Annotated in this window: 23 protein-coding genes and 1 tRNA gene; 13 read left to right on the forward strand and 11 right to left on the reverse strand. The window is 70.5% G+C overall.

All coding sequences use genetic code 11. From position 1 onward, the window contains the following. Nucleotides 1–36 precede the first annotated feature (36 nt). Nucleotides 37–480: an SRPBCC family protein gene (locus tag AB0B55_RS23270; RefSeq protein ID WP_355051413.1), complete on the forward strand. Its 444-nt coding sequence runs from the start codon at nucleotides 37–39 to the stop codon at nucleotides 478–480. Between the two features lie 311 nt (nucleotides 481–791). Here the strand turns inward: AB0B55_RS23270 and aceE are convergent, their stop codons facing one another. After that, nucleotides 792–3,530, reverse strand: coding sequence for a pyruvate dehydrogenase (acetyl-transferring), homodimeric type (gene aceE, locus AB0B55_RS23275; protein ID WP_357173654.1), 2,739 nt, complete (start codon nucleotides 3,528–3,530; stop codon nucleotides 792–794). A 175-nt stretch (nucleotides 3,531–3,705) separates the two neighbouring features. On the opposite strand from aceE, the gene AB0B55_RS23280 reads away from it, so the two are divergent. Next, the gene (locus AB0B55_RS23280) at nucleotides 3,706–4,128 is read left to right on the forward strand and encodes a hypothetical protein (RefSeq protein WP_357132527.1); all 423 of its coding nucleotides are present in this window, start codon (nucleotides 3,706–3,708) and stop codon (nucleotides 4,126–4,128) included. A 26-nt stretch (nucleotides 4,129–4,154) separates the two neighbouring features. Continuing rightward, on the forward strand, nucleotides 4,155–4,559 hold the full coding sequence (locus AB0B55_RS23285; protein ID WP_355051416.1) for a secondary thiamine-phosphate synthase enzyme YjbQ: 405 nt from the start codon (nucleotides 4,155–4,157) through the stop codon (nucleotides 4,557–4,559). Between the two features lie 51 nt (nucleotides 4,560–4,610). On the opposite strand, the gene AB0B55_RS23290 is transcribed toward AB0B55_RS23285, so the two are convergent. After that, the gene (locus tag AB0B55_RS23290; RefSeq protein WP_357173657.1) at nucleotides 4,611–5,393 is read right to left on the reverse strand and encodes a helix-turn-helix domain-containing protein; all 783 of its coding nucleotides are present in this window, start codon (nucleotides 5,391–5,393) and stop codon (nucleotides 4,611–4,613) included. Between the two features lie 111 nt (nucleotides 5,394–5,504). On the opposite strand from AB0B55_RS23290, the gene AB0B55_RS23295 reads away from it, so the two are divergent. From AB0B55_RS23295 to AB0B55_RS23325, 7 genes are all read left to right on the forward strand, one after another. Then, on the forward strand, nucleotides 5,505–6,965 hold the full coding sequence (locus AB0B55_RS23295; protein WP_357173660.1) for an MFS transporter: 1,461 nt from the start codon (nucleotides 5,505–5,507) through the stop codon (nucleotides 6,963–6,965). 96 nt (nucleotides 6,966–7,061) lie between these two features. Further along, nucleotides 7,062–7,466: a MarR family transcriptional regulator gene (locus tag AB0B55_RS23300; protein ID WP_357132744.1), complete on the forward strand. Its 405-nt coding sequence runs from the start codon at nucleotides 7,062–7,064 to the stop codon at nucleotides 7,464–7,466. A 51-nt stretch (nucleotides 7,467–7,517) separates the two neighbouring features. Further along, on the forward strand, nucleotides 7,518–9,968 hold the full coding sequence (locus AB0B55_RS23305; protein ID WP_357173663.1) for a thiamine pyrophosphate-dependent enzyme: 2,451 nt from the start codon (nucleotides 7,518–7,520) through the stop codon (nucleotides 9,966–9,968). Nucleotides 9,969–10,080: 112 nt separating this feature from the next. Further along, nucleotides 10,081–10,518, forward strand: coding sequence for a DUF3052 domain-containing protein (locus AB0B55_RS23310; RefSeq protein ID WP_132237238.1), 438 nt, complete (start codon nucleotides 10,081–10,083; stop codon nucleotides 10,516–10,518). Nucleotides 10,519–10,604: 86 nt separating this feature from the next. Further along, nucleotides 10,605–11,069, forward strand: coding sequence for a peroxiredoxin (locus tag AB0B55_RS23315; protein WP_357132541.1), 465 nt, complete (start codon nucleotides 10,605–10,607; stop codon nucleotides 11,067–11,069). A gap of 67 nt (nucleotides 11,070–11,136) precedes the next feature. Next, a tRNA-Val gene (locus AB0B55_RS23320) sits at nucleotides 11,137–11,208 on the forward strand. 152 nt (nucleotides 11,209–11,360) lie between these two features. Next, a complete protein-coding gene (locus AB0B55_RS23325; protein ID WP_357173666.1) occupies nucleotides 11,361–12,122 on the forward strand; it encodes a hypothetical protein in 762 nt (253 codons plus the stop codon). A gap of 113 nt (nucleotides 12,123–12,235) precedes the next feature. On the opposite strand, the gene AB0B55_RS23330 is transcribed toward AB0B55_RS23325, so the two are convergent. The 8 genes from AB0B55_RS23330 to AB0B55_RS23365 form a co-directional block, all read right to left on the reverse strand. Continuing rightward, entirely contained in the window at nucleotides 12,236–12,574 is a 339-nt protein-coding gene (locus tag AB0B55_RS23330) for an immunity 53 family protein (RefSeq protein WP_357132547.1), read from the reverse strand. 108 nt (nucleotides 12,575–12,682) lie between these two features. Next, nucleotides 12,683–13,090, reverse strand: coding sequence for a hypothetical protein (locus AB0B55_RS23335; RefSeq protein ID WP_357173668.1), 408 nt, complete (start codon nucleotides 13,088–13,090; stop codon nucleotides 12,683–12,685). 286 nt (nucleotides 13,091–13,376) lie between these two features. Further along, entirely contained in the window at nucleotides 13,377–13,772 is a 396-nt protein-coding gene (locus AB0B55_RS23340; RefSeq protein ID WP_357173671.1) for a hypothetical protein, read from the reverse strand. Between the two features lie 168 nt (nucleotides 13,773–13,940). Beyond that, complete coding sequence (locus tag AB0B55_RS23345) at nucleotides 13,941–14,153, reverse strand: hypothetical protein (RefSeq protein ID WP_357132556.1); 213 nt, start codon at nucleotides 14,151–14,153, stop codon at nucleotides 13,941–13,943. Nucleotides 14,154–14,302: 149 nt separating this feature from the next. After that, complete coding sequence (locus tag AB0B55_RS23350) at nucleotides 14,303–14,563, reverse strand: hypothetical protein (protein WP_357173674.1); 261 nt, start codon at nucleotides 14,561–14,563, stop codon at nucleotides 14,303–14,305. Nucleotides 14,564–14,672: 109 nt separating this feature from the next. Then, the gene (locus tag AB0B55_RS23355; RefSeq protein ID WP_357173677.1) at nucleotides 14,673–15,065 is read right to left on the reverse strand and encodes a VOC family protein; all 393 of its coding nucleotides are present in this window, start codon (nucleotides 15,063–15,065) and stop codon (nucleotides 14,673–14,675) included. A gap of 503 nt (nucleotides 15,066–15,568) precedes the next feature. Continuing rightward, nucleotides 15,569–15,940 carry a hypothetical protein gene (locus AB0B55_RS23360; protein WP_357132565.1) on the reverse strand — a complete coding sequence of 124 codons (372 nt, stop codon included), beginning with the start codon at nucleotides 15,938–15,940 and terminating at the stop codon, nucleotides 15,569–15,571. A gap of 48 nt (nucleotides 15,941–15,988) precedes the next feature. After that, nucleotides 15,989–17,434: an RICIN domain-containing protein gene (locus tag AB0B55_RS23365; RefSeq protein ID WP_357173680.1), complete on the reverse strand. Its 1,446-nt coding sequence runs from the start codon at nucleotides 17,432–17,434 to the stop codon at nucleotides 15,989–15,991. A gap of 106 nt (nucleotides 17,435–17,540) precedes the next feature. On the opposite strand from AB0B55_RS23365, the gene AB0B55_RS23370 reads away from it, so the two are divergent. Beyond that, nucleotides 17,541–18,380: an alpha/beta hydrolase gene (locus AB0B55_RS23370; protein ID WP_357173683.1), complete on the forward strand. Its 840-nt coding sequence runs from the start codon at nucleotides 17,541–17,543 to the stop codon at nucleotides 18,378–18,380. A 13-nt stretch (nucleotides 18,381–18,393) separates the two neighbouring features. On the opposite strand, the gene AB0B55_RS23375 is transcribed toward AB0B55_RS23370, so the two are convergent. Next, nucleotides 18,394–19,266, reverse strand: coding sequence for a class I SAM-dependent methyltransferase (locus AB0B55_RS23375; protein ID WP_357132575.1), 873 nt, complete (start codon nucleotides 19,264–19,266; stop codon nucleotides 18,394–18,396). 265 nt (nucleotides 19,267–19,531) lie between these two features. Here AB0B55_RS23375 and AB0B55_RS23380 point away from each other — a divergent pair, with 265 nt between their 5' ends. Continuing rightward, the gene (locus tag AB0B55_RS23380; protein WP_357132578.1) at nucleotides 19,532–19,756 is read left to right on the forward strand and encodes a hypothetical protein; all 225 of its coding nucleotides are present in this window, start codon (nucleotides 19,532–19,534) and stop codon (nucleotides 19,754–19,756) included. A gap of 99 nt (nucleotides 19,757–19,855) precedes the next feature. Continuing rightward, nucleotides 19,856–20,407 carry a DinB family protein gene (locus AB0B55_RS23385; RefSeq protein WP_357173685.1) on the forward strand — a complete coding sequence of 184 codons (552 nt, stop codon included), beginning with the start codon at nucleotides 19,856–19,858 and terminating at the stop codon, nucleotides 20,405–20,407. Nucleotides 20,408–20,419: the final 12 nt, after the last annotated feature.

The raw sequence follows: 20,419 nt of genomic DNA on the forward strand, positions 1-20,419 counted from the left end.
ATATCGTGGGATGTCCTCACTGGAGGCAAGACGGAAATGATCCTCGTGGAACGTAGTGCGCACGTGGCGGCGCCGATGGAAGTGGTCTGGGACGTCGTCCAGCGGGCCGAGCAGTTGCCGGCCTGGCTGGCGGGGGTTCGCGCGGCCGAAGTGCTCTCGGGGGAGGGCTTCGGGCGGCGACAACTGGTCCAGGCGGGGCGCTCGGCGCATGAGGCCGAGGTAATCGCCTATCAGGAGCCGACACTGATCGGCTGGCGGGAGCGGGCCAAGGGGGCCGGTGCCCGTGCGGAGGCGCGCACCGAAATCTACGTCCAGCTCACCGAGGACGAGGAGGAGGGCGGGACGGTCGTGCGGCTCATCGTGGTCCGCTGGCCGGCCGGCCCCGTCAAGGCGGCTCTGCTGCGCCTGGGCCTGCGCCGGGTCGGCGCCGACCTGGAGGACTCGTTGGCCCGGCTCACCGACCTGGCCGCCGTCGGCTGACCAGCCGCGTCCTCCCGGCGTCACCCGCCCCGGCGGTGGCCCGGCGTCCCCACCAGGAACGTCGGCCCACCGCCGCCCCATCCCTGCCGCCCCCGCTCCGCCCCGCTCCCGCCCCGTCGATCATGAACTCGTGGTGCCCGGAACGAGGCGACTTCACCGCTTCGTCCCCCACCACAACTCCATGATCGACGGGGCGGGGTGGGGCGGGGCGGGGCGGGGCGGGGCGGGGTCCGGGCGGGGTCCGGGCGGGGGAGGGGACAACGCGGAAGGGCCCGGCGCGACGCGCCGGGCCCTTCTCTGGTCGTGCGGTTCTAGCTGTCGCCGCCGGTCTCGCCGACCGGGGCGGCGTTGACGTCGTCGATCGCGTACTTCTTGGCGGCCTCGGCCGGCACGGTGGCCTCGACCGCGCCGCTGCGGGCGAGCTGCCGCAGCGTGGCGACCACGATCGACTCGGCGTCGACGTGGAAGTGCCGGCGCAGCGCGTGCCGGGTGTCCGACATCCCGAAGCCGTCGGTGCCGAGCGAGGTGTAGTCGCCGGGTACCCAGCGGGCGATCAGGTCCGGTACGGCACGCATCCAGTCGCTGACCGCGACCTTCGGCCCGTCCGCGTCGGCCAGCTTCTGCGCGATGTACGGCACCTTGGCCTCGGCGCCCGGGTTGAGCAGGTTGTACTCCTCGGTCTCCACCGCGTCGCGGCGCAGCTCGGTCCAGGAGGTCACCGACCAGACGTCGGCGGCCACGCCCCAGTCCTGGGCGAGCAGCTGCTGGGCCTTGAGCGCCCACTGCATGCCCGTGCCGGAGGCGAGGACGTTGGCCTTCGGGCCGTCGACCTGCGGCGCCGGCGAGTAGCGGTAGATGCCCTTGAGCAGGCCCTCGGTGTCCACCCCTTCCGGCTCGGCCGGCTGCAGGATCGGCTCGTTGTAGACCGTCAGGTAGTAGAAGACGTTCTCCTGCGCGTCCCCGTACATCCGGTGCAGGCCGGCTTCCATGATGTGCGCGATCTCGAAGGAGAACGCCGGGTCGTACGCGACCACCGCCGGGTTGGTGGCGGCGATCAGCATCGAGTGCCCGTCCTCGTGCTGCAGGCCCTCACCGTTGAGCGTGGTGCGCCCGGCGGTCGCGCCGAGCAGGAAGCCCCGCGCCATCTGGTCGGCCGCGGCCCACAGCCCGTCGGCGGTCCGCTGGAACCCGAACATTGAGTAGAAGATGTACATCGGGATCATCGGCTCGTCGTGGGTGGCGTACGCCGAGCCCGCGGCGGTGAACGAGGCGACCGAGCCGGCCTCGTTGATGCCCTCGTGCAGGATCTGCCCGGTCGTCGACTCCTTGTACGACAGGAACAGCTCCCGGTCGACGGAGGTGTACCGCTGACCGTGCGGGGAGTAGATCTTCGCGGTCGGGAAGATCGAGTCGAGACCGAAGGTGCGTGCCTCGTCCGGGATGATCGGCACCCAGCGCTTGCCGAACTCCTTGTCCTTCATGATGTCCTTGAGCAGGCGGACGAAGGCCATCGTGGTGGCCACCTTCTGCTTGCCCGAGCCGCGCTTGACGTCGGCGAACCGCTCCGGACCGGGGATGGTCAGCCGCTTGGTGCTGGTCCGTCGCGACGGCAGGTAGCCGCCGAGCTGCTCCCGACGCTCCTGCAGGTACGCCAGCTCCTCGGACTTCTCGCCCGGGTGGTAGTACGGCGGCAGGTAGGGGTTGTCCTCCAGCGCCTTGTCCGGGATGTCCAGGTAGAGCCGGTCGCGGAAGGTCTTCAGGTCCTCCAGCGTCAGCTTCTTCATCTGGTGGGTCGCGTTGCGGCCCTCGAAGTGCGAGCCGAGCGTCCAGCCCTTGATCGTCTTGGCCAGGATGACCGTCGGCTGACCGGTGTGCTCGGTGGCCGCCTTGTAGGCCGCGTAGAGCTTGCGGTAGTCGTGCCCACCCCGCTTGAGGTTCCAGATCTCGTCGTCGCTCAGCGGATCGACCATCTTGCGGGTACGCGGGTCACGGCCGAAGAAGTGCTCCCGCACGTACGCGCCGGACTCCGCCTTGTAGGTCTGGTAGTCGCCGTCGGTCGTGGTGTTCATGAGGTTGACCAGCGCGCCGTCGGTGTCCGCGGCGAGCAGCGGGTCCCACTCGCGGCCCCAGACCACCTTGATGACGTTCCAGCCGGCGCCCCGGAAGAACGCCTCCAGCTCCTGCATGACCTTGCCGTTGCCCCGGACCGGGCCGTCCAGCCGCTGCAGGTTGCAGTTGATCACGAAGGTGAGGTTGTCCAGCTCCTCGCGGGCGGCCACACCGATCGCGCCCAGCGTCTCCGGCTCGTCCATCTCGCCGTCGCCGAGGAACGCCCACACGTGCTGCTGCGAGGTGTCCTTGATGCCGCGGTGCTGGAGGTACCGGTTGAACCGCGCCTGGTAGATCGCGTTCAGGCCGCCGAGACCCATCGAGACGGTGGGGAACTCCCAGAAGTCCGGCATGAGCCGCGGGTGCGGGTACGACGGGAGACCGCCGCCCGGGTGCGACAGCTCCTGGCGGAACCCGTCGAGTTCGTGCTCGTTGAGCCGCCCCTCCAGGAACGCCCGCGCGTACATGCCGGGCGAGGCGTGGCCCTGGTAGAAGATCTGGTCGCCGCCGCCCGGGTGGTTCTTGCCCCGGAAGAAGTGGTTGAAGCCCACCTCGTAGAGCGACGCCGAGCTGGCGAAGGTGGAGATGTGTCCGCCGACGCCGATCTCCGGGCGCTGCGCCCGGTGTACGAGCATCGCGGCGTTCCACCGCACGTACGCCCGGATGCGCCGCTCGACGTGCTCGTCTCCCGGGAACCACGGCTCGCGCTCGGACGGGATGGTGTTGATGTAGTCGGTGGTGGTCAGGGGCGGAACCCCGACCTGGCGCTCACGGGCCCGCTCCAGCAGGCGCAGCATGACGTAGCGGGCGCGTTTGGCTCCCCGCTCGTCGATGACACCGTCAAGCGACTCGACCCATTCGCTGGTCTCTTCAGGGTCGATGTCCGGAAGCTGGCTCGGTAGGCCGTCGCTGATCACCGGGCGCTTGCGTTCCGTAGCCACAGGCGTTCCCTCGGTTGTGTGTGGGATAGGTCTCTAGCGCCATCCTGCCCCCTGGTGGCACCCGTCGTCACGTCTAGGTCCCCCGGACGCGATGCTGAACACAGGTACTCGCCGGTAACTTAGCGCTACGGCGGCCGGGCCCGCCCGCTTGCCCCGGCTCGCTACGGTCCCGAATATGAACGGGCGGCGGGTGATGAGCGGCGGCGTGATCGTCCTGGTCGGCGCGCTCGGGGCGCTGTTCTCCGTGCCGGCGCTCCGGGCCGGGGAGACTGCCGTGCTGCCGATCACGATTCTCGGCGTCGTGGCGATGGCGCTCGGCGCGGTCCAGCTCCGCGCCGGTCTGCGCGCGTCGGCGCCCCGACGGGGGCCCCGTCGGGTGCCCGGTCCGCGCCGACGGCACGCCGACACCAGCGTGCCCCTGATGTACTACGGCGACTCGGGCGGCGGGGACCGGTCCGACGGCGGCGGGGGCGGCGACTCCGGCGGTGGCGGCTTCTTCGGCGGCGACTCCGGTGGCGGCTTCTTCGGCGGCGGGGACTCCGGCGGTGGCTTCTCCGGCGGTGGTGGTGACTCCGGTGGCGGTGGCGGCGGTTCCTGATCGTCGACTGCGGCAGAATGCGATGTATGCGCAGTGACGTGATCACCGTCCAGACCGGGTCCCGGCCGGCCGTCCGGGACATCACCGCCGAGGCCCAGAGCTTCGTCTCCGGCGAGGGGGACGGTCTGCTGCACGTCTTCGTGCCGCACGCCACCGCCGGCCTGGCGATCATCGAGACCGGGTCGGGCTCCGACGACGACCTGCTCACCGCGATCGACGCGCTGCTGCCCACCGACAACCGCTGGCGACACCGGCACGGCTCGGCGGGCCACGGACGGGACCACGTCCTGCCGGCGTTCGTCCCGCCGTACGCCACGCTGCCGGTACTCGACGGCCGGCTGGCCCTGGGCACCTGGCAGTCGATCTGCCTCGTCGACACCAACGGCGACAACCCCACCCGCCAGGTCCGCTTCTCGTTCCTGCCCGCCTGACGCCCGGCCCGCCCCCGAGATCGCGCCCGGTCGTCGTCCGGCCCGCTGGGATCAGACCTCAGCCAGCATTCGACGTAGCTGCCCTGGCGGGTGGCCCAGGTGGGCGTGCAGCGTCCGGGTCAGGTGTGCCTGGTCGGCGAAGCCCAGCTCGACCGCCAGTACGGCGAGGCTCGGCACCCCTTCGGTCAGCCGGTCGAGCGCACGCCCCACCCGCAGCCGGTTGCGGTAGCGGGTCAGCGGCACACCGACCAGCGCCTGGAAGGACCGGCTCAGCCGGTACGGCGACACGCCGAGCGAGCGGGCCAGCGGGACGAGGCCGTCGGTGTGCGGCCCACCGTCGTGCAGCGCCGAACGGGCCGCCTCCACCATCGCCCGGTCCCGGGGCGGCGCGTCGACCGCCGGACCGGTAGCGGCGCCGACCAGTCGAACCAGGCGCTCGGCGGCGGCGAAGCCCGCGTCGCCGAGGCGCGCCGCCCGCAGCAGTCGCCGGTGTGCCAGGTCGATGCGGGCGTCCAGGTGCAGCACCGACACGGCGGACCGGTCGGCGAGCAGTTCCCGCCACAGCCGGGGCGAGAGATGCACGGAGGTGCAGTCGTCGCCGCCGGCCGGATGGGCGAACCGTTCCTCCTCGCCCGGCACCGTCAGGTAGCCCACGGTCGGGTCGACGAACTCCTCCCCGCCCCGACCGCGCCGCCGGAAGCCGCCCCGGCGGGCCAACACGATGCCGTGCGCCGTGGCGGGCTCCGGGCGCGACCAGCCGGTGTGGTCGTCCCGGCAGCGCACCGCGTGGACCACGAAGTCGGGCTGGCGCACGAGGGGGTGGCTGCTGCGCATGCCGTCAGGCTAGGCCCACCCGCCGACACGACACCCGACGTCGTACGTCGGATCCGGCGGCCGCAAGGATCGTCAAGACACCCGCCCGCCCAGGTCGGCAGGGTGGCCGGCATGTCTTCCACCACGACCACTCAGGGACGCCGCGCCCCGCTCGTCGTCCTGCTCACCGGGCAGGCGATGGCCTCGATGGACACCTCGATCGCGGCGGTCGCCGCCCCGACGATCCGGCTCGACCTGGCTGGGCCGCCGGCACTGGCCCAGCTGGTGTTGGCCGGATACACCCTGGCCTTCGCCGTGCTGGTCGTCACCGGCGCCCGGCTCGGCTCCCGACACGGGCCGGCCCGGGTCTTCCTGCTCGGCCTCACCGGGTTCACCGTGGCGTCGCTGGCCTGCGGCCTCGCGCCGGGTCCGGTGATGCTGGTCGGCGCGCGCGTCGTGCAGGGCGCCATGGCGGCGCTCATGGTGCCGCAGGTCCTCGCCCTCATCCAGGCCACGTACCTGGGCGCTGCCCGAGGTCGGGCGATCGGGGCGTACTCGCTGATCCTGGCGCTCGGGGTCGCGACCGGGCAGGTGGCCGGCGGCCTGCTCGTCACCCTGGATGCCGGCGGGCTGGCCTGGCGTACCGCGTTCCTGGTCAACGTGCCGGTCGGCGCGGTGCTGCTGGTGGCCGGTCGGCGGACGCTGGCAGCCGTGCCGACGGCGGCCGTCCGGCCGGCGGCGCTCGACCTGCCGGGGGTGCTGTTGCTGGCCGCCGCGATGCTGGCCCTGGTGACGCCGGCGGTGCTCGGTCGGGACCTCGGTTGGCCGGACTGGTCGACGCCGGCGGGGGTGGCGGCGGGCGTGATCGGCGTCGGCGTGTTCCTGCGCCACGAGAACCGCGTGATCCGGGGCGGTGGCACCCCACTGTTGGACGTGGCGGTGCTGACCCGTGCCGGCGTGCCGGCCGGGCTGCTCGCCGCGTGCCTGGTGATGGGCTGCTACGCCGGCTTCCTGTTCACCCTCACCCTGCGGTTGCAGGAGGGGCTCGGATTCACCGCCCTCGCCGCCGGGCTGGCCTTCCTGCCCTACGCCGCCGGGTTCGCGCTCTGCGGCCTCGCGGTGTCCCGCCTGCCCGCGCGACTGCGCGACGCGCTGCCGCTGCTCGGCCCGCCGCTGCTGGCGGCCGTCGTGCTGCTGGTCGCGATGCTGACCCGGCATGGTTGGCCCTGGCTGCCCGGAAGCCTGTTGCTGCTCGTGGGCGGCGCCGCACACGCCGCCGGGTTCACCCCGCTGGTCGACCGGCTCGCCACCGCCCTGCCGACCGGCGCGGCGACCGCGTTCTCCGCGTTGATCTCCACCGGCACCCTGCTGGCTGCGGTGCTCGGCGTGGCCGTCATCGGTGGCCTGCACCTGGCACGGCCCGACACACCTGCCGCCGCCCTGGTGACGGCCGTCCTGCTGGCGACCGCCCCGGTGGCTGCCGGGCGGTGCGCCCGCGCCCTGCGCCAGCCCACGGGACCGTCGTGCGCCGCGACCGATCCGGCGTCATCGTCCGTCGCCGCGCCGGCCGCGGTCACCGACCTCGAACGCTGAGTCGGCCGGGGCGGACCCGGTGCGTACGATGTCACCGTGACGCCAGCGGACGGGCAGGTGGACCGCGCCGGGTTGGCCGCCGACGTGGTGCGTCGGATGGCGCACCTGACGGCGTCCCTGCGGCATCGGCAGGGCACGGCCTTCGCCGAGTTGGGGCTCACCCCGGCGGCGGCGCGGGCGTTGCACGAGCTGGACCCGGACCGTCCCCTGCCGGCACGTGACCTCGCCGACCGGCTGAGCTGTGACCGGTCGAACGTGACCGCGTTGGTCGACAAGCTGGAGCAGGCCGGCCTGGTCGAGCGTCGGACCGATCCGGCCGACCGCCGGCAGAAGACGCTCGTGGTGACCGGGGACGGTCGCGTCGTACGGGACCGGGTGGCCGAGGTGATGTCCGACTCCCGACTCCTCGCCGGCCTGCGCGACGAAGAGCTGTCCACCCTGCGTGACCTGGTGTGGAAGGTGTCCGACGGCGGTTGTCCGGAGCCGTGCGACCCGCAGTGAGTCGAGCCGTGCCGGCCGTGTCCCACTGGGCGACGGTGGCCCGCGTCGGTAATGCTGTCGGACGTGACCACCCCGCAAGATCTCGACGACCGGTTCCGCGAGACGCTGGCGGCGCTGCCCGCCGCACCGCAACGGCGTGACCTCGCCGATCCGGTCACCGACGACGCCCCGCTGACCGGTGCCCAACTGCTCGACCTGTTCGACGCGCAGGTGGCCAGCCGGCAGCTCGACCTGGCCGGGCGCTGGCTGCGCAGCTTCGGGGAGGGCTTCTACACCATCGGCTCGTCCGGGCACGAGGGCAACGCGGCGGTCGCCGCCGCGCTGCGCCCCACCGATCCGGCGCTGCTGCACTACCGCTCCGGGGCGTTCTACTGCCTGCGGGCGGCCCAGGTCGCCGCCGCCGCTCCGGCGTCCGCCGCCGACACCCCGACGCCCGCCGTGGACGATCCGGAGCCCGCCGCCGAGGCCCCGGAGCCGGCCTCCGACGCCGAGGTGGCCGGGTCCGCGACCCCCACCGGTGGGTTCGTGGGGTACGCGGAGGCGGCCCGGGACGTGCTGCGGGGCATGGTCGCCTCCAGCGAGGAGCCGATCGCCGGTGGCCGGCACAAGGTGTTCGGCCGGGCCGACCTGGCCGTCGTGCCGACCACCTCCACCATCGCCTCGCACCTGCCCCGCGCGGTCGGGATGGGACTGGCCGTGGAGCGGCTGCGCCGGCTGGACACCGCCGGGCGGCGCACCGGGACAGGGGTACGGGTCGGCAGCGGCGCCGGTGCGGCGCACGTCCCGTGGCCGCCGGACGCCATCGTGGTCTGCTCGTTCGGCGACGCGTCGGTCAACCACGCCAGCGCCACCGCCGCCTTCAACACCGCCGGCTGGTACGACCACGCCGGCCTGCGCATCCCGGTGCTCTTCGTCTGCGAGGACAACGGGCTGGGGATCAGCGTCCGCTCGCCGGAGGGCTGGGTGGAGGCGACGCTGCGCGCGAAGCCGGGCATCCGCTACTTCAGCGCCGACGGCGCCGACCCGGTGCGCACGTACGCGGTGGCGCGGGAGGCGGCGGCCTGGGTGCGGCGGTACCGGCGGCCCGCCGTGCTGCACCTGAGCACCGTCCGGCTGATGGGGCACGCCGGGGCCGACGCGGAGTCGGCGTACCGCAGCCCGGCCGAGCTGGCCGAGGACCTGGACCGGGACCCGGTGGTCGCCACCGCGCGGCTGCTCGTCGACGCCGGCGTGGCGACCGCCGACGAGCTGCTGGCCCGGTACGACGAGACGGGCTGGCAGGTACGCCGGCTCGCCGAGGAGGTGCTGGGCGAGCCCAAGCTGGCCTCCGCGGCCGACGTGGTGTCGGCGTTGGCGCCCCGCCGCCCGGTGCGGGTCGCGCGGGCCGTGGCCGACGCGGCGGCCCGGGCCAGCGGGCCGGGCGCGGCGGCCCGGGAGGAGGCGTTCGGCGGCAAGCCGCCCGAGCTGGTCGGCCCGATGACCCTGGCGCAGAGCATCAACGCCGCGCTCGCCGACGGGCTGCTCGACCATCCCCAGATGGCCGTCTTCGGCGAGGACGTGGCCGCCAAGGGCGGGGTGTACGGCGTGACGAAGGGCCTGCGCGACCGGTTCGGGGCGGCCCGCGTCTTCGACACCCTGCTGGACGAGACGTCGGTGCTGGGCCTGGGACTCGGCGCCGGGCTGGCCGGGATGCTGCCGGTGCCGGAGATCCAGTACCTGGCGTACCTGCACAACGCCGAGGACCAGCTCCGTGGCGAGGCCGCCACCATGCAGTTCTTCTCGCGGGGCGCGTTCCGCAACCCGATGGTGGTGCGGGTGGCCGGGTTGGCGTACCAGGAGGGGTTCGGCGGGCACTTCCACAACGACAACTCGGTGGCCGTACTCCGGGATGTTCCCGGTCTGGTGGTGGCGGTGCCGGCGCGGCCGGACGACGCCGCGCCCATGCTGCGGACCTGTCTGGCGAGCGCGGCGGTGGACGGCAGCGTCTGCGTGTTCCTGGAGCCGATCGCGCTCTACCACACCCGCGACCTGTACGCCGATGGCGACGGTGAGTGGCTCGCCGGCTATCCCGAGCCGGGCTCGTGGGTGGCCGGGCACGTGCCGATCGGCCGGGCCCGGGTCTACCGGGTCGGCTCGGCCGACGACCTGACCATCATCACCTTCGGTAACGGCGTGCGGATGTCGCTGCGGGCCGCGGCCGTGCTGGCCGAGGAGGGCGTCGGCACCCGCGTGGTGGACCTGCGCTGGCTGGCGCCCCTGCCCGTGGCCGACATCATCCGGGAGTCCTCGGCGACCGGCCGGGTGCTGGTGGTGGACGAGACACGCCGGTCAGGCGGGGTTGGCGAGGGCGTCATCGCCGCGCTGGTTGACGGCGGATATGTGGGCGCAGCGCGGCGGGTGGCCGGAGTTGACTCGTTTGTACCATTAGGTCCGGCGGCACGTCATGTTCTGGTCTCCCCGGAAGCCATTACCGACGGTGCCCGTACGCTGCTGGCACGGTAAATTCCGTTCCACCCGGTGCGCCACTTGCGCGCAGACGCACAACTGTGTGGACTTTGCCTGACGGCGTCGGTCCGACGCCGCGAGCAGGGACGAGATGAGGAGGCACGCGACAGTGAGCGCGACCGCTGGTCAGGCCGCCGACGGGGTACGCAGCCTGGCGGACCGGTTCGGCATCGAACCGGGGATGGTCGTCATGGAGATGGGGTACGACGACGACGTCGACCAGGATCTCCGCGACGCCCTGACCGACCGCTGTGGAGATCTGGTCGACGAGGACACCGACGAGGTGGTCGACGCGGTGCTCGTGTGGTACCGCGACGGCGACGGTGACCTCTTCGAGCTGCTCGTCGACGCCCTCGGGCCGCTGGCCGACAACGGGGTCGTGTGGCTGCTCACCCCGAAGGCGGGGCGCGAGGGGCACGTCGAGCCGAGCGAGGTCGCGGAGTCCGCGCCCACCGCCGGCCTCCAGCAGACCTCGACCGTCAACGCCGGCCGGGACTGGAGCGGCGCCCGCCTGGTGCTGCGCCGAGGGGCCAAGGGCAAGAAGTAACCCACCCTCGTCCCCTCGCGCCCCGGCGGTCCGCCGTCGGGCGTGCTGGGCTGACCTCGTCCCCCGAGTCGACCCGAGGAGTTCGCATGCTGATCGAGGTTGGCGCCGAGGCGCCGGACTTCGCGCTCAAGGACCAGAACAACCAGCAGGTCCGGCTCTCGGACTTCCGCGGCAAGCGCGCCGTGCTGCTGGTCTTCTACCCGCTCGCGTTCACCGGCACCTGCCAGGGCGAGCTGGCCGAGGTGCGGGACAACCTCGACGAGTACGCCAACGACGACGTCCAGGTGCTGACGGTCAGCGTCGACTCGGTCTACAGCCACAAGATCTGGGCCGACCGGGAGGGCTACCAGTTCCCGCTGCTGGCCGACTTCTGGCCGCACGGTGGCGTCGCTGCGGCGTACGGGGTCTTCAACGACGTGGCCGGCATCGCCAACCGGGGCACCTTCGTCATCGACAAGGCCGGCGTGGTCCGCTTCGCCGAGATGAACGGCCCCGGCGAGGCCCGCGACCAGCAGGGCTGGCGCAAAGCCATCGCCGACCTGACGGCCTGATGCGGTCGGGCCGGCGGCGAACAGGTAGGCTTGCCAGCCACCGGCCCGCCGCACACGGGGCGTTCCGGGGCGCGTAGCTCAGCGGGAGAGCACTCGCCTTACAAGCGAGGGGTCGCAGGTTCGAAACCTGCCGCGCCCACCCATCACCAACAGCCAAAACCGCCCGGATCACGGCCCGGCGACCTTGGTTGCAGATCGGTCTCCAGGACGTCGGTGACCCCTTTGGCTAGATGATCATGTCCGCCAGGTGGCGTGCGAAAGGTGGCCTGCCGCAGAACTGGAGGAAGCGACGTGGGCGCGAAGACAGCCCTTCTGGCGTTCGCCGACGGCGACATCCGTCCGGCGCTGCGCGGCGCGACGCGGTCGGAGCGAGCCGAGACCGAGGCGTTGGTACGTCAAGTCCACCCCGGCTACGTGGTCGAACCCGCTGATGACAACACCTTGCTCGAGGGCACCTACCCGCCAGATGACTTCATGTACGCGACGGTCGTGGCCGGGGCAGAGTTGTACTGCGACCGGCGGCTCATGCTCGATCGCCCGTCTGAGCTACCGGAGCACCTGCGCCGAACTGGAGCAGGCCGTCGAATCATCGTCCACGGGATGCACTCGGTCGTGGACTGGCTCGGCTTCGCGGTGTGGGAGGACGGCGTGCTGATCCGATCGCTGAGCCTGTCGCCCGATAGTGGCATCCAGGAGGACATCGGCAAGCCCTACGACTTCGAGTTGCCGTACTGGGCCGGCGAACATCCCGTCGAGCCCGTACCAGGCTGGCACAACCAGGACCCCTACCCGCTGCCGTTCCATCCCCTCGACCTCGGCGAGGAAGCGTTACGCGCGCTGTTCGGTTTCATCATCGAGGGCCATCGTTCCCCCGACGACATCGACGCTGACGCCGTTCATCTGCACGGCTTTCGCGTGACCGACCCGTCCAACGAGGACCAGGCAGCCCGTGAGGCCGCATACGCGGGGGCACTACAGGCCATGGGACCGCCTCGGAGGTACCGCTTGGGACCAGACGGAGCGGTGCACGAGATCAGCGCCGACAGCTACTGATTTGCCTACCCGCGGACCAGCACGAGCGTCATGCAGGTTCTGATACCGATCTGTCACGCACGTCCTGAGCCCCCGACACCGGGCTACCGGCGAAGTGGACGCTCCTATTCCTGTCAGGCCTGCGGCCGGGCCACGCGGGTCGTAGTCTCGACCCACTGCCGAAACAGGTGTAGCGCCTCGCCGAGGTTGAGTGGCCCACACGCTGCCCTGAACTGGTCTTCCTCGACCCGGGTCAGCACCCAATCGTGCTCGCCTCTACGGAGTTCCTGCCGCTCGTAGGCCATTCCCGACAGTGCCGTATCGCCCAGGTCGATGCGGACCGACCACCCGGGGTTGTCGAGCGTCTCGATCCGAATGCCGTACTCGTGTTCCCACTCGCCATCGCACTGAGTCGCGTACCAGGCCTGGAGCCAGGACCAGACCCCGGGCGCTAGCTCGTCGTGATCATGCATCCCGTAGTCCTGATCTCGCTGTGGTCGTCAGCGTCAGGCAAGGGTAGGTCTCGCGGGCGATGTAGCGCAGCGTCAGGATGACGAGTCGCTCCACGCGCGAGCCGAGGATCATCCTGTGTCGGTGATTGCCCACCGGATCTGACGAGCGGCGAGGTAGAGGTGGGAGCGCTCTGCCATCTCATCGACTGTGCGCTCCTCGCCGGGGTTGTCCAAGTCGAGGTGAAGGAGTCCGGCTTCGTCCTGAACGAGCTGGGGTTTGTCGTCGAGCACCCAGGAGAAGGTGCCGAGGTCCACGACCTTCCAACGGGCAAGGCGCGAGAACTCGATGTGGAGCTGTACCCATCGAGTCTGACCGACCCGCCGGACGTCCAGAAGTGCGACCGCAGACTGCTGAGCGCCTTCCCCACAGCTTGACCTGAAGGTCAACTCTCTGAGGCAACCGTCGCCAAACTCCACCCCGTCCAGAAGATCGTCGGCCGTTGCCGGGAGGAGTGGTCGCCAATGCACCTGAACCACCCGGCGAAGATTACCTGCGTCCCATCCGAACGGGGGGTACCGGCCAGGCGGGCGCGGGTGACATTCCACCGTGCCCGTTGCGTGCCCGATCTCGCGGTCGGTGACGAGTGCCTGGCCAGCGGTGACGGCAGGTAGCGAGGCTGCTCTTCCTTGCGGCGCCGAGAATTCCTAACCGTGTGGCCATGCCACCTGGGCGTCTTAGGTGCGGCGCCGGCGCGGACAAGAACATGCCGTCTCCAGCCGTCGAAGGGCAACCTGTAGTGCCTAGTCGAGCGACGTCAGCCAGCTATCGGGGCCGCTTGTCCTCGACGTGTACGACGTCGAGCTCATGGCCGTCCTGGTCGCGCTTGTGGCGTCCATAGAGACCAACGGCCAGGTCGCTGCTGTCCTGGACTTCGTCGGGCCCCACGTAGGTCAGCACGTCGTTGTGGTGGCCGTAGACCACCCATCCGGGACCGGGATCGAGAGTGATGGTGCTGAAGTCTCCGGCAGATGAGCCGACGTGAACAGGGCCGTACTCGCGCAGGATCTCGATGGCCTGAGCGGCGAGGTCGGCGCTGGGTCCGGGAGTGGGTAGTACGACGCACGTGCCGTGGGCGAACACGACCCAGGATTTGCCATCCCCTTGGATGATGCGACGCCAAACTCCGGCCAGATCCTGTTCCGACATGACGTTGATCATCCCTGAGTTGATGCACCAGCGCTAGCCGTGAAGGGCTTCACCCGGGTGACCCGGGGGTGGGATTCCTCGCCGGAGATCGTCGACGATCGGCTCGGCCCACGCCGCTTGGACGAAATCCCAGGTCCAGGTGATGCCGTCCCACCCGCCCGTAGCCCGAGCAGGTCCTACTCACGTGCTGCTGGAGTTCTGGCCCCGCCGCCACACGTCGCCCTGTGCGCCATGTCGCTCGGCCGCGTGCCGCTCCTGGGCCGATCTCGCATCGCGCCCCGCGGCCGAGTCCTCAGGCGACGAGAGGCGCTTCCGATCGCGCCAACCCACAAAGACGAACGCCGCCACCAGCAACACGACGAGCGCTCCGAGAGACACCACCAGACTCGTCATGCCATCGAAGCTACCGGGCGCGCGCCAGAGTCCGAGCTGTTGGCCGAACAGGTCGACGACCGGCTGAGATATCGCACGCTCGGACGCTACCGTCGACGCTGGCGGTGCGTCCGGGCTGGCATGCGGGGTCCGCAACCTGCCGCGAATTGTCAGACGGCACCATCAAGAAGATGATCAGTGGGGCTGTAGTTGATCTTCCAGTCGGCGTAGACGCCCATCGTGCCGTCCTGGACACAATGCAGTCCGACACTGATCCAGCGAACCTCACCGTCGGCGTACCGGGCGAAGCCGACGGCGACGTGGAAGACTTCGCCGCCACATGGGCACGCACAGTCGCCCGGCTCGGCGTCCCCCCAGTAGTCGGCGCTGTCCGCGACGAAGGCAGGCGCACCGCAGGCCGTGCAGCTCACCTCGGCGCAGCCGTCTGACGGCAGCGAAGTACCGCAACCGGCCAGCCGAGCCTCGATCCCGTTGTTTGCCTAGGGTTGACAGCGGGATTCCTTCGTCTGCGCGGCTCGATCAGCCGAGCTGCGTTGGTGTGGTCGTGGCCTCCCAGGTGGTCAGGCAGAACGGGTGGCCCGCCGGGTCGGCGTAGACATAACACTGTTCGCTGTTGGGCTGGAAGTCGTACTTTGTTGCTCCGGCAGCGAGCACTCGGGCCTCGGCGGCGTCTCGGTCCACGACCATGAAGTCGAGATGCATCATGATCGACGAGGTGGGGTCGGGCCAGGTGGGTGGCGTGTATCCGGGCACAGTCTGGAAGTTGATCCGCCCGGTCGGGCTCAGCACGCATGCCCAGCCGCCCCCGGCGTGTGTCAGGGTTCCACCGGTGATGCTGGCGTAGAACTCCGCCAAGGCGACGGCGTCCGGGCAGTCCAGGGTGACCGCGCTGAGCCTGATCTCGTCGGACATGCCGCCTCCTGTGGCTCGCGCCGGCCGCTTGCAAGGCGCGCCTGTACCGATACGACGACCAGCACGATGGCACGCTCGACAGATTGAACGACGTAACCTAGCGCACACGTTGGTCGAGCACACTGATCTAGCCGCGACGCGCACTCTCGGCTGACCCAGAGCACCTGGCGGACGACTGTCGCACCTCACTCGACGGAGGTCAGGCCGACTGCCGGCGTGTCTAGTCCCACCACATGCTTGATGAATCCGTCCCACGACATGCTTGACAGTTGGTCTAGGTTCTGTGAAAGCTCGGGCCGGTCGCTGTGTGGGCGTGACTGCTGGATGTGGTCCTCCGGGGTGAGTCCCTGTAGGGGCTGTGCCTCAAATCGTGCCCATGAGCGATCTATGCGTTCTCCGCGTTCGCCTGCTCTTCCTCGGTTGTTTGTGGCAGTAGGCGGGCAACCGCCTCACGGATCCTTTCATCATCTGGGTTCCCGTGCCAGGTGACGATTGTGAAAGAATCAGTTGATGCGGTAAGTTCGGCAGCTTCCTTCGTATTTGGCACCGATTCTACGACTATCAGTAATCCGATGGTTACCGGCGAGTCCTAGACGTCGAGTGACAATTACATTCAGCGTTAGAGAGTCAATGACGAGGATGCCATCAATTCCCCGGTCCTGCTGGAGGGGGAAGAAGCTCCAGCCAAGCCTCGCAATTGCTCGTCGTACTGCTTCCTGATAACTGCGCTCTGCAAAAGACTCTCTCTGATCGGGTAAGGTGCGATCGCTCGCCACTATCGATCGCTGCATCTCCCGTGCGCGCTCAAGCAACTCTCGCATCATGTCGTCAACGCTGCGGCTTGGCGGCTTCTCAATCGGAGTGGCCTGCGGCACTAGCGCCAACTCCTCCTCAAAGTCCGTCCAGCGGTGTCGAGAGCAGCGTCAGGACTGGGTGCGGGTCCACTGCTGGTTGGCGCCGCTTCCGCAGGTGTACTGGGTGATGTCGGTGCCGTCTGCCGTGCCGCTGCTCACCACGTCCAGGCACTTGCCGCTGTGTCGGGCGCGCAACTGGTAATAGCTGCCGGTGGCGACCCACTGCCACTGCTGGTTGGCGCCCCCGCCACAGGTGTACTGGACGACGTTGGCGTTGTTGGCGGTGGAGGCGTTGGCGACGTCGAGGCATTTGCCGCTGTTCTGGTTGACGATCCGGAAGTAGCCGCTACCGGCGTCGCGGAACTCCCACTTCTGGTTCGCGCCCCCGTTCCAGGACCATTGTCTGACTTCGGCGTTGTCGGTGACGGCATGGTCCAGCACGTCGACCACCTTGCCGCTGTTGCGGTTGGTGATGCGGTAGGAGAGTGGCGCCTCTCCGGTGACGGTGCCCGCGGCGGCGTCGATGGTGATGGTGGGATACCAGGTCAGGCTCATGGTCGTGGCGGTGGGGAAGGCGATCGGCAACCACACGTACTGGGAGTCGTTGACCGGCCCGCCCCAGGCCCCGGCCCAGCGGTCGCCGAGGTAGAGGTAGCTCGTCGTCGACGTGCCCTGGATGGGGAGCACGAAGGCCGACTGGGAGCGGAAGGTGGTCGAGTCCCCGACGTTGGTCATGCCGGTCCACGGACCGGAAATGCTGGACGCCGTGGCGTACCTGGCCTGGTTCGGGCTCCAACCGGTGAGGCCCGAGGTGAGCAGGAAGTAGGTGCTGCCGCGCTTGAACAGGGCCGGTGCCTCGCGGTTGCCGTCGTTCCAGAAGTTACCGACCAGCGTGGCCGGACTGAGGTAGTCGGCGCTGAGGCGGTAGATGAGCAGGTCGCGGTTCTCGTCGCCGGCCGAGGCCATGTAGGCGGTACCGCCGTCGTTGTAGAGCGTGATGTCCCGCGACATGTTGCCCAGCGGCCGGAAGCTGCCGTGGTAGGTGTAGGTGCCGTCCACGGTGGCCGAGGAGGCGACGGCGGCCCTGGCCTCGCCGTAGTCGGTGCCGTTCTCCTTGTGCATCCACATCACGTACCGGTTGGTGCTGGCGTTGTAGATGACCTTCGGCCGCTCGATGTTGGCCGACTGCAGTTCCGCCGCCGACGACTGGGTCAGCACGTTGTTGCGGAACTCCCAGTCGCGCAGGTTGGTGGAGCGGTAGACCGAGACCGCCCGGAACGTGTTGTTGGCGTTGCGGTTCTCACCGAACCAGTAGTAGTAGTCGCCGACCTTGAGTACCCCACCACCGTGCGCGTGCAGCAGGTTGCCGGCGGTGTCGGTGAACTGCGTGCCGTTGGGGATCGTGACCGGCGCGGCCTGGGCCGGGGCGGCGGCCAGGGTGGTGACCGCGACGATCGCCGCTCCGACCAGGGTGAGCGCCGCCACCAGGGATGGAAGCAGTCTGTTGCGTCTCACTACGTTCGTCCTTCCGTGGGCGGGCGGCGACCGTCCATCAATGTACATCGATTGTCGTTGGTGCAGGTCGAGAACGATCACCGGTAGCGTGGTGCAGGATGCAGCGGTGACGTCCATCTACCGCACCCCCGCGGGCAGGGACACCATCCGCCGGTGGTGTGCGCAGCAGCTCAACGGGTGGTCGACCCCGCACGAGCGACGCATCATCCGGGCCCACGGCCACGACACGCACCTCCTCAGCACCGGCGCGGGGACGGTGACGGTCGTCTTCGTCGCCGGTGACCGCTTCAGCACGGCGGCCTACCTGCCGCTGCTCACGGCCCTGGCCCGGCAGTACCGGGTGGTGGCCGCCGACATCCCGGGCCAGCCCGGCCTCAGCGCCGACGCGGCGGACGTCGCCGACGGCGGGCTCGCCTGGTACGGCAGGTGGCTTGCCGAGGTCGTCGAGGAGGCCACCAGCGGGCCGGTCGTGACGTTCGGGCACTCGTTCGGTGGCGCGGTGACGCTCGCCGCCGAGCACCCCCGGGTCAGCGGCACGGTCGCGGTGGCACCGGGTGGACTGTGCCGGCTCAGGGTCACCCCTGGTGTCCTGCTGGCGTTCCTGGGCTGGCTCGCGCGGCCCCGGCCGGCGTCGAGCCTCCGGTTGCTGCGCCTGCTGTCCGCGCCCGGCCGCACGCCGCGCGCCGAGCTGGTGGAGTGGATGACGCTCGTCGCCCGACACGCCCGTCCGGTGAGTACCGACGAGTTCCTGTCGGCGGCGACGCGCAGGACGCCGGTCGTGCTCGCGAGCGGCGACCACGACGTGTTCCTGCCCCCGGACCGGCTGCGCGCGGCGGCGGAACAGCGGCTACAGGCCGGCGTCGACATCGTCCCCGCCGCCGGTCACCTCGTCACCGACGAACACCCCGACACGCTCACCGCGCTGGTGGCTCGGCTGGTGGATTGACCCGGGACGGGCGTCACGCGCGATCGGCGACCATCACCCGGCTGTGTGCCAGGGACGTGGTCCGACGGATCGGCAGGGACAGCTCTCGCGCCGTCTCGAGCAGGTCGTGGTCGCCGGTGACCGTGAAGCCGTACCGGGAGAGCAACGCGGCCATGGCGGCCGGCGTCCAGGTCGAGCGCCACGGCTCGGTCGCCCAGAAGCTGCGCCGGCCGGTGGACGCCATCAGCACCCGTGCGACGAGCCGACCCAGCGTCAGGGTCGTCCCGGGTAGCTGAAAGTTGACAACGAGGCGGCTCGTCGGGGCCGAGCAGGCGGCGAGCGCGGCGACCGTCGTAGACACCTCCGTCGTGGTCAGGTACGGCACGACGCCCTCCCAGATCCACGTCGTCGGCTCGTCGGGGCGATGACCGGCGACGGCCAGCGCCTCGGCTAGCCGGTCACGGGCGAAGTCCACCGTCACGAACGTCGGGGGAGTGCCGGCCAGTACCTCGGCGCGTTCGCGTTTGTCGCGTTGGCTGCTCGGCTGGTCGACCTCGAAGATCGTCCTGCCCACGAGTTCCGGCATCCGCCAGGCCCGACCGTCGAGCCCGGCCCCGAGGATCACCACCTGCGCGCTGTGGTGGGCGCGTACGGCGTCGTCGATCGCCACCGTGCGCGGCACGATCATGTCGGCGCAGGCCCGTACCGTCTCGTAGTCGACCCGTTGCCGCCACGACTGGGGCACGGCACCGTCGCGTACCCAATCCACGGCCTCCCGCTCGGCGGCGCGGAGCAGGCGCATGGCCGTCGGGTCGGCGAACCGGCCGGGAGCGACCAGGCCATCCGCCGCCGCGCGGCCCTGGCAGACGAGAACCGCCGTACGGCTCGCGGCCGGCGTCTTCGACATCGCTCGCGCTCCTGTCCGTGTGGGCTTCGCGCACAGGCCATGCCGCCGCGCGGAGCCATTTGACCGCACCCGATAGCCTTCGCGGCTATGGGCGCGATCAAACCATGGCATCTTGCGGTCCTCAGCCTTTGTTGCCTGCTGCCGTTCACGGCCGCAGTCGCGGGCGGAGTTTGGGCCGTCCTCCGCAAGCGCAACCGACGCTGACTCCCGGTCGTACGGTGGTTCGGCCTCCCGCCGCCCAGTGCGCCGCGCGCACAATTGTCCCGTGCTGACCGAGCCCGTCTCCGCGCGCCGACTGCAACTCATCGACGACCTGGAAGGGCTGCCCGGCAGCTCAGACGGCTGTCTCCTCGCCTTGACGTTGGACGCTCCGGTTTTTGTCCAGGTCGGTGACTTCTGGTGGGTTGAGGACGACGCGCTGTGCGTCGCGCGAGGTGAAGGCGCGCCGATGTTGTATCGAGGTCGTCTCGAATGGCGCCGGAAGCGGTAATCGGCGGAACGGTCCTCGCCCTCGCCACCTGGCGCGGCGCTGAGCTGAACATACCCACGGGTGGCGCACGTACCCCGTCCGCCGTTAGCCTCGGTCCCCATGACCAGCGGCGACGAGCACGGTCACCCCGAGCCGCCGATCGCGGGCGACGAGACCGCCACCCTGCTCGGCTCTCTCGACCGGCAGCGCGCCACCCTGGCCTGGAAGACCGGCGGGCTCGACGCGGCCGGCCTGCGGGCAACGCTCGGCCCGTCGTCGATCACTCTGGGCGGGCTGCTCAAGCACCTGGCCCTGGTCGAGGACCTCTACTTCTCCTTCAAGCTGGCCGGGCGTTCACCGGGACCCCCGTGGGACACCGTCGACTGGGACGCCAACCCGGGCTGGGAGTGGCGCTCGGCCGCCGAGGACACCCCGGAACAGCTCTACACGCTGTGGCAGGGGGCAGTGGCGCGGTCCCGGGCCACCGTCGCCGAGTTGCTGGCCGACGGCGGCCCGGAGCAGTTGGCCCGGGGCGAGTGGCCCGACGGCCAGGTGCCCAGCCTCCGGCGGGTCCTGGTCGACCTCATCGAGGAGTACGCGCGGCACGCCGGGCACGCCGACCTGATCCGCGAGTCGGTGGACGGGCTCACCGGCGAGGACCCGCCCCGCTGACCGCCCCGCGTA

Source organism: Micromonospora sp. NPDC049107 (assembly GCF_040648595.1).
Taxonomy (GTDB): Bacteria; Actinomycetota; Actinomycetes; order Mycobacteriales; family Micromonosporaceae; genus Micromonospora.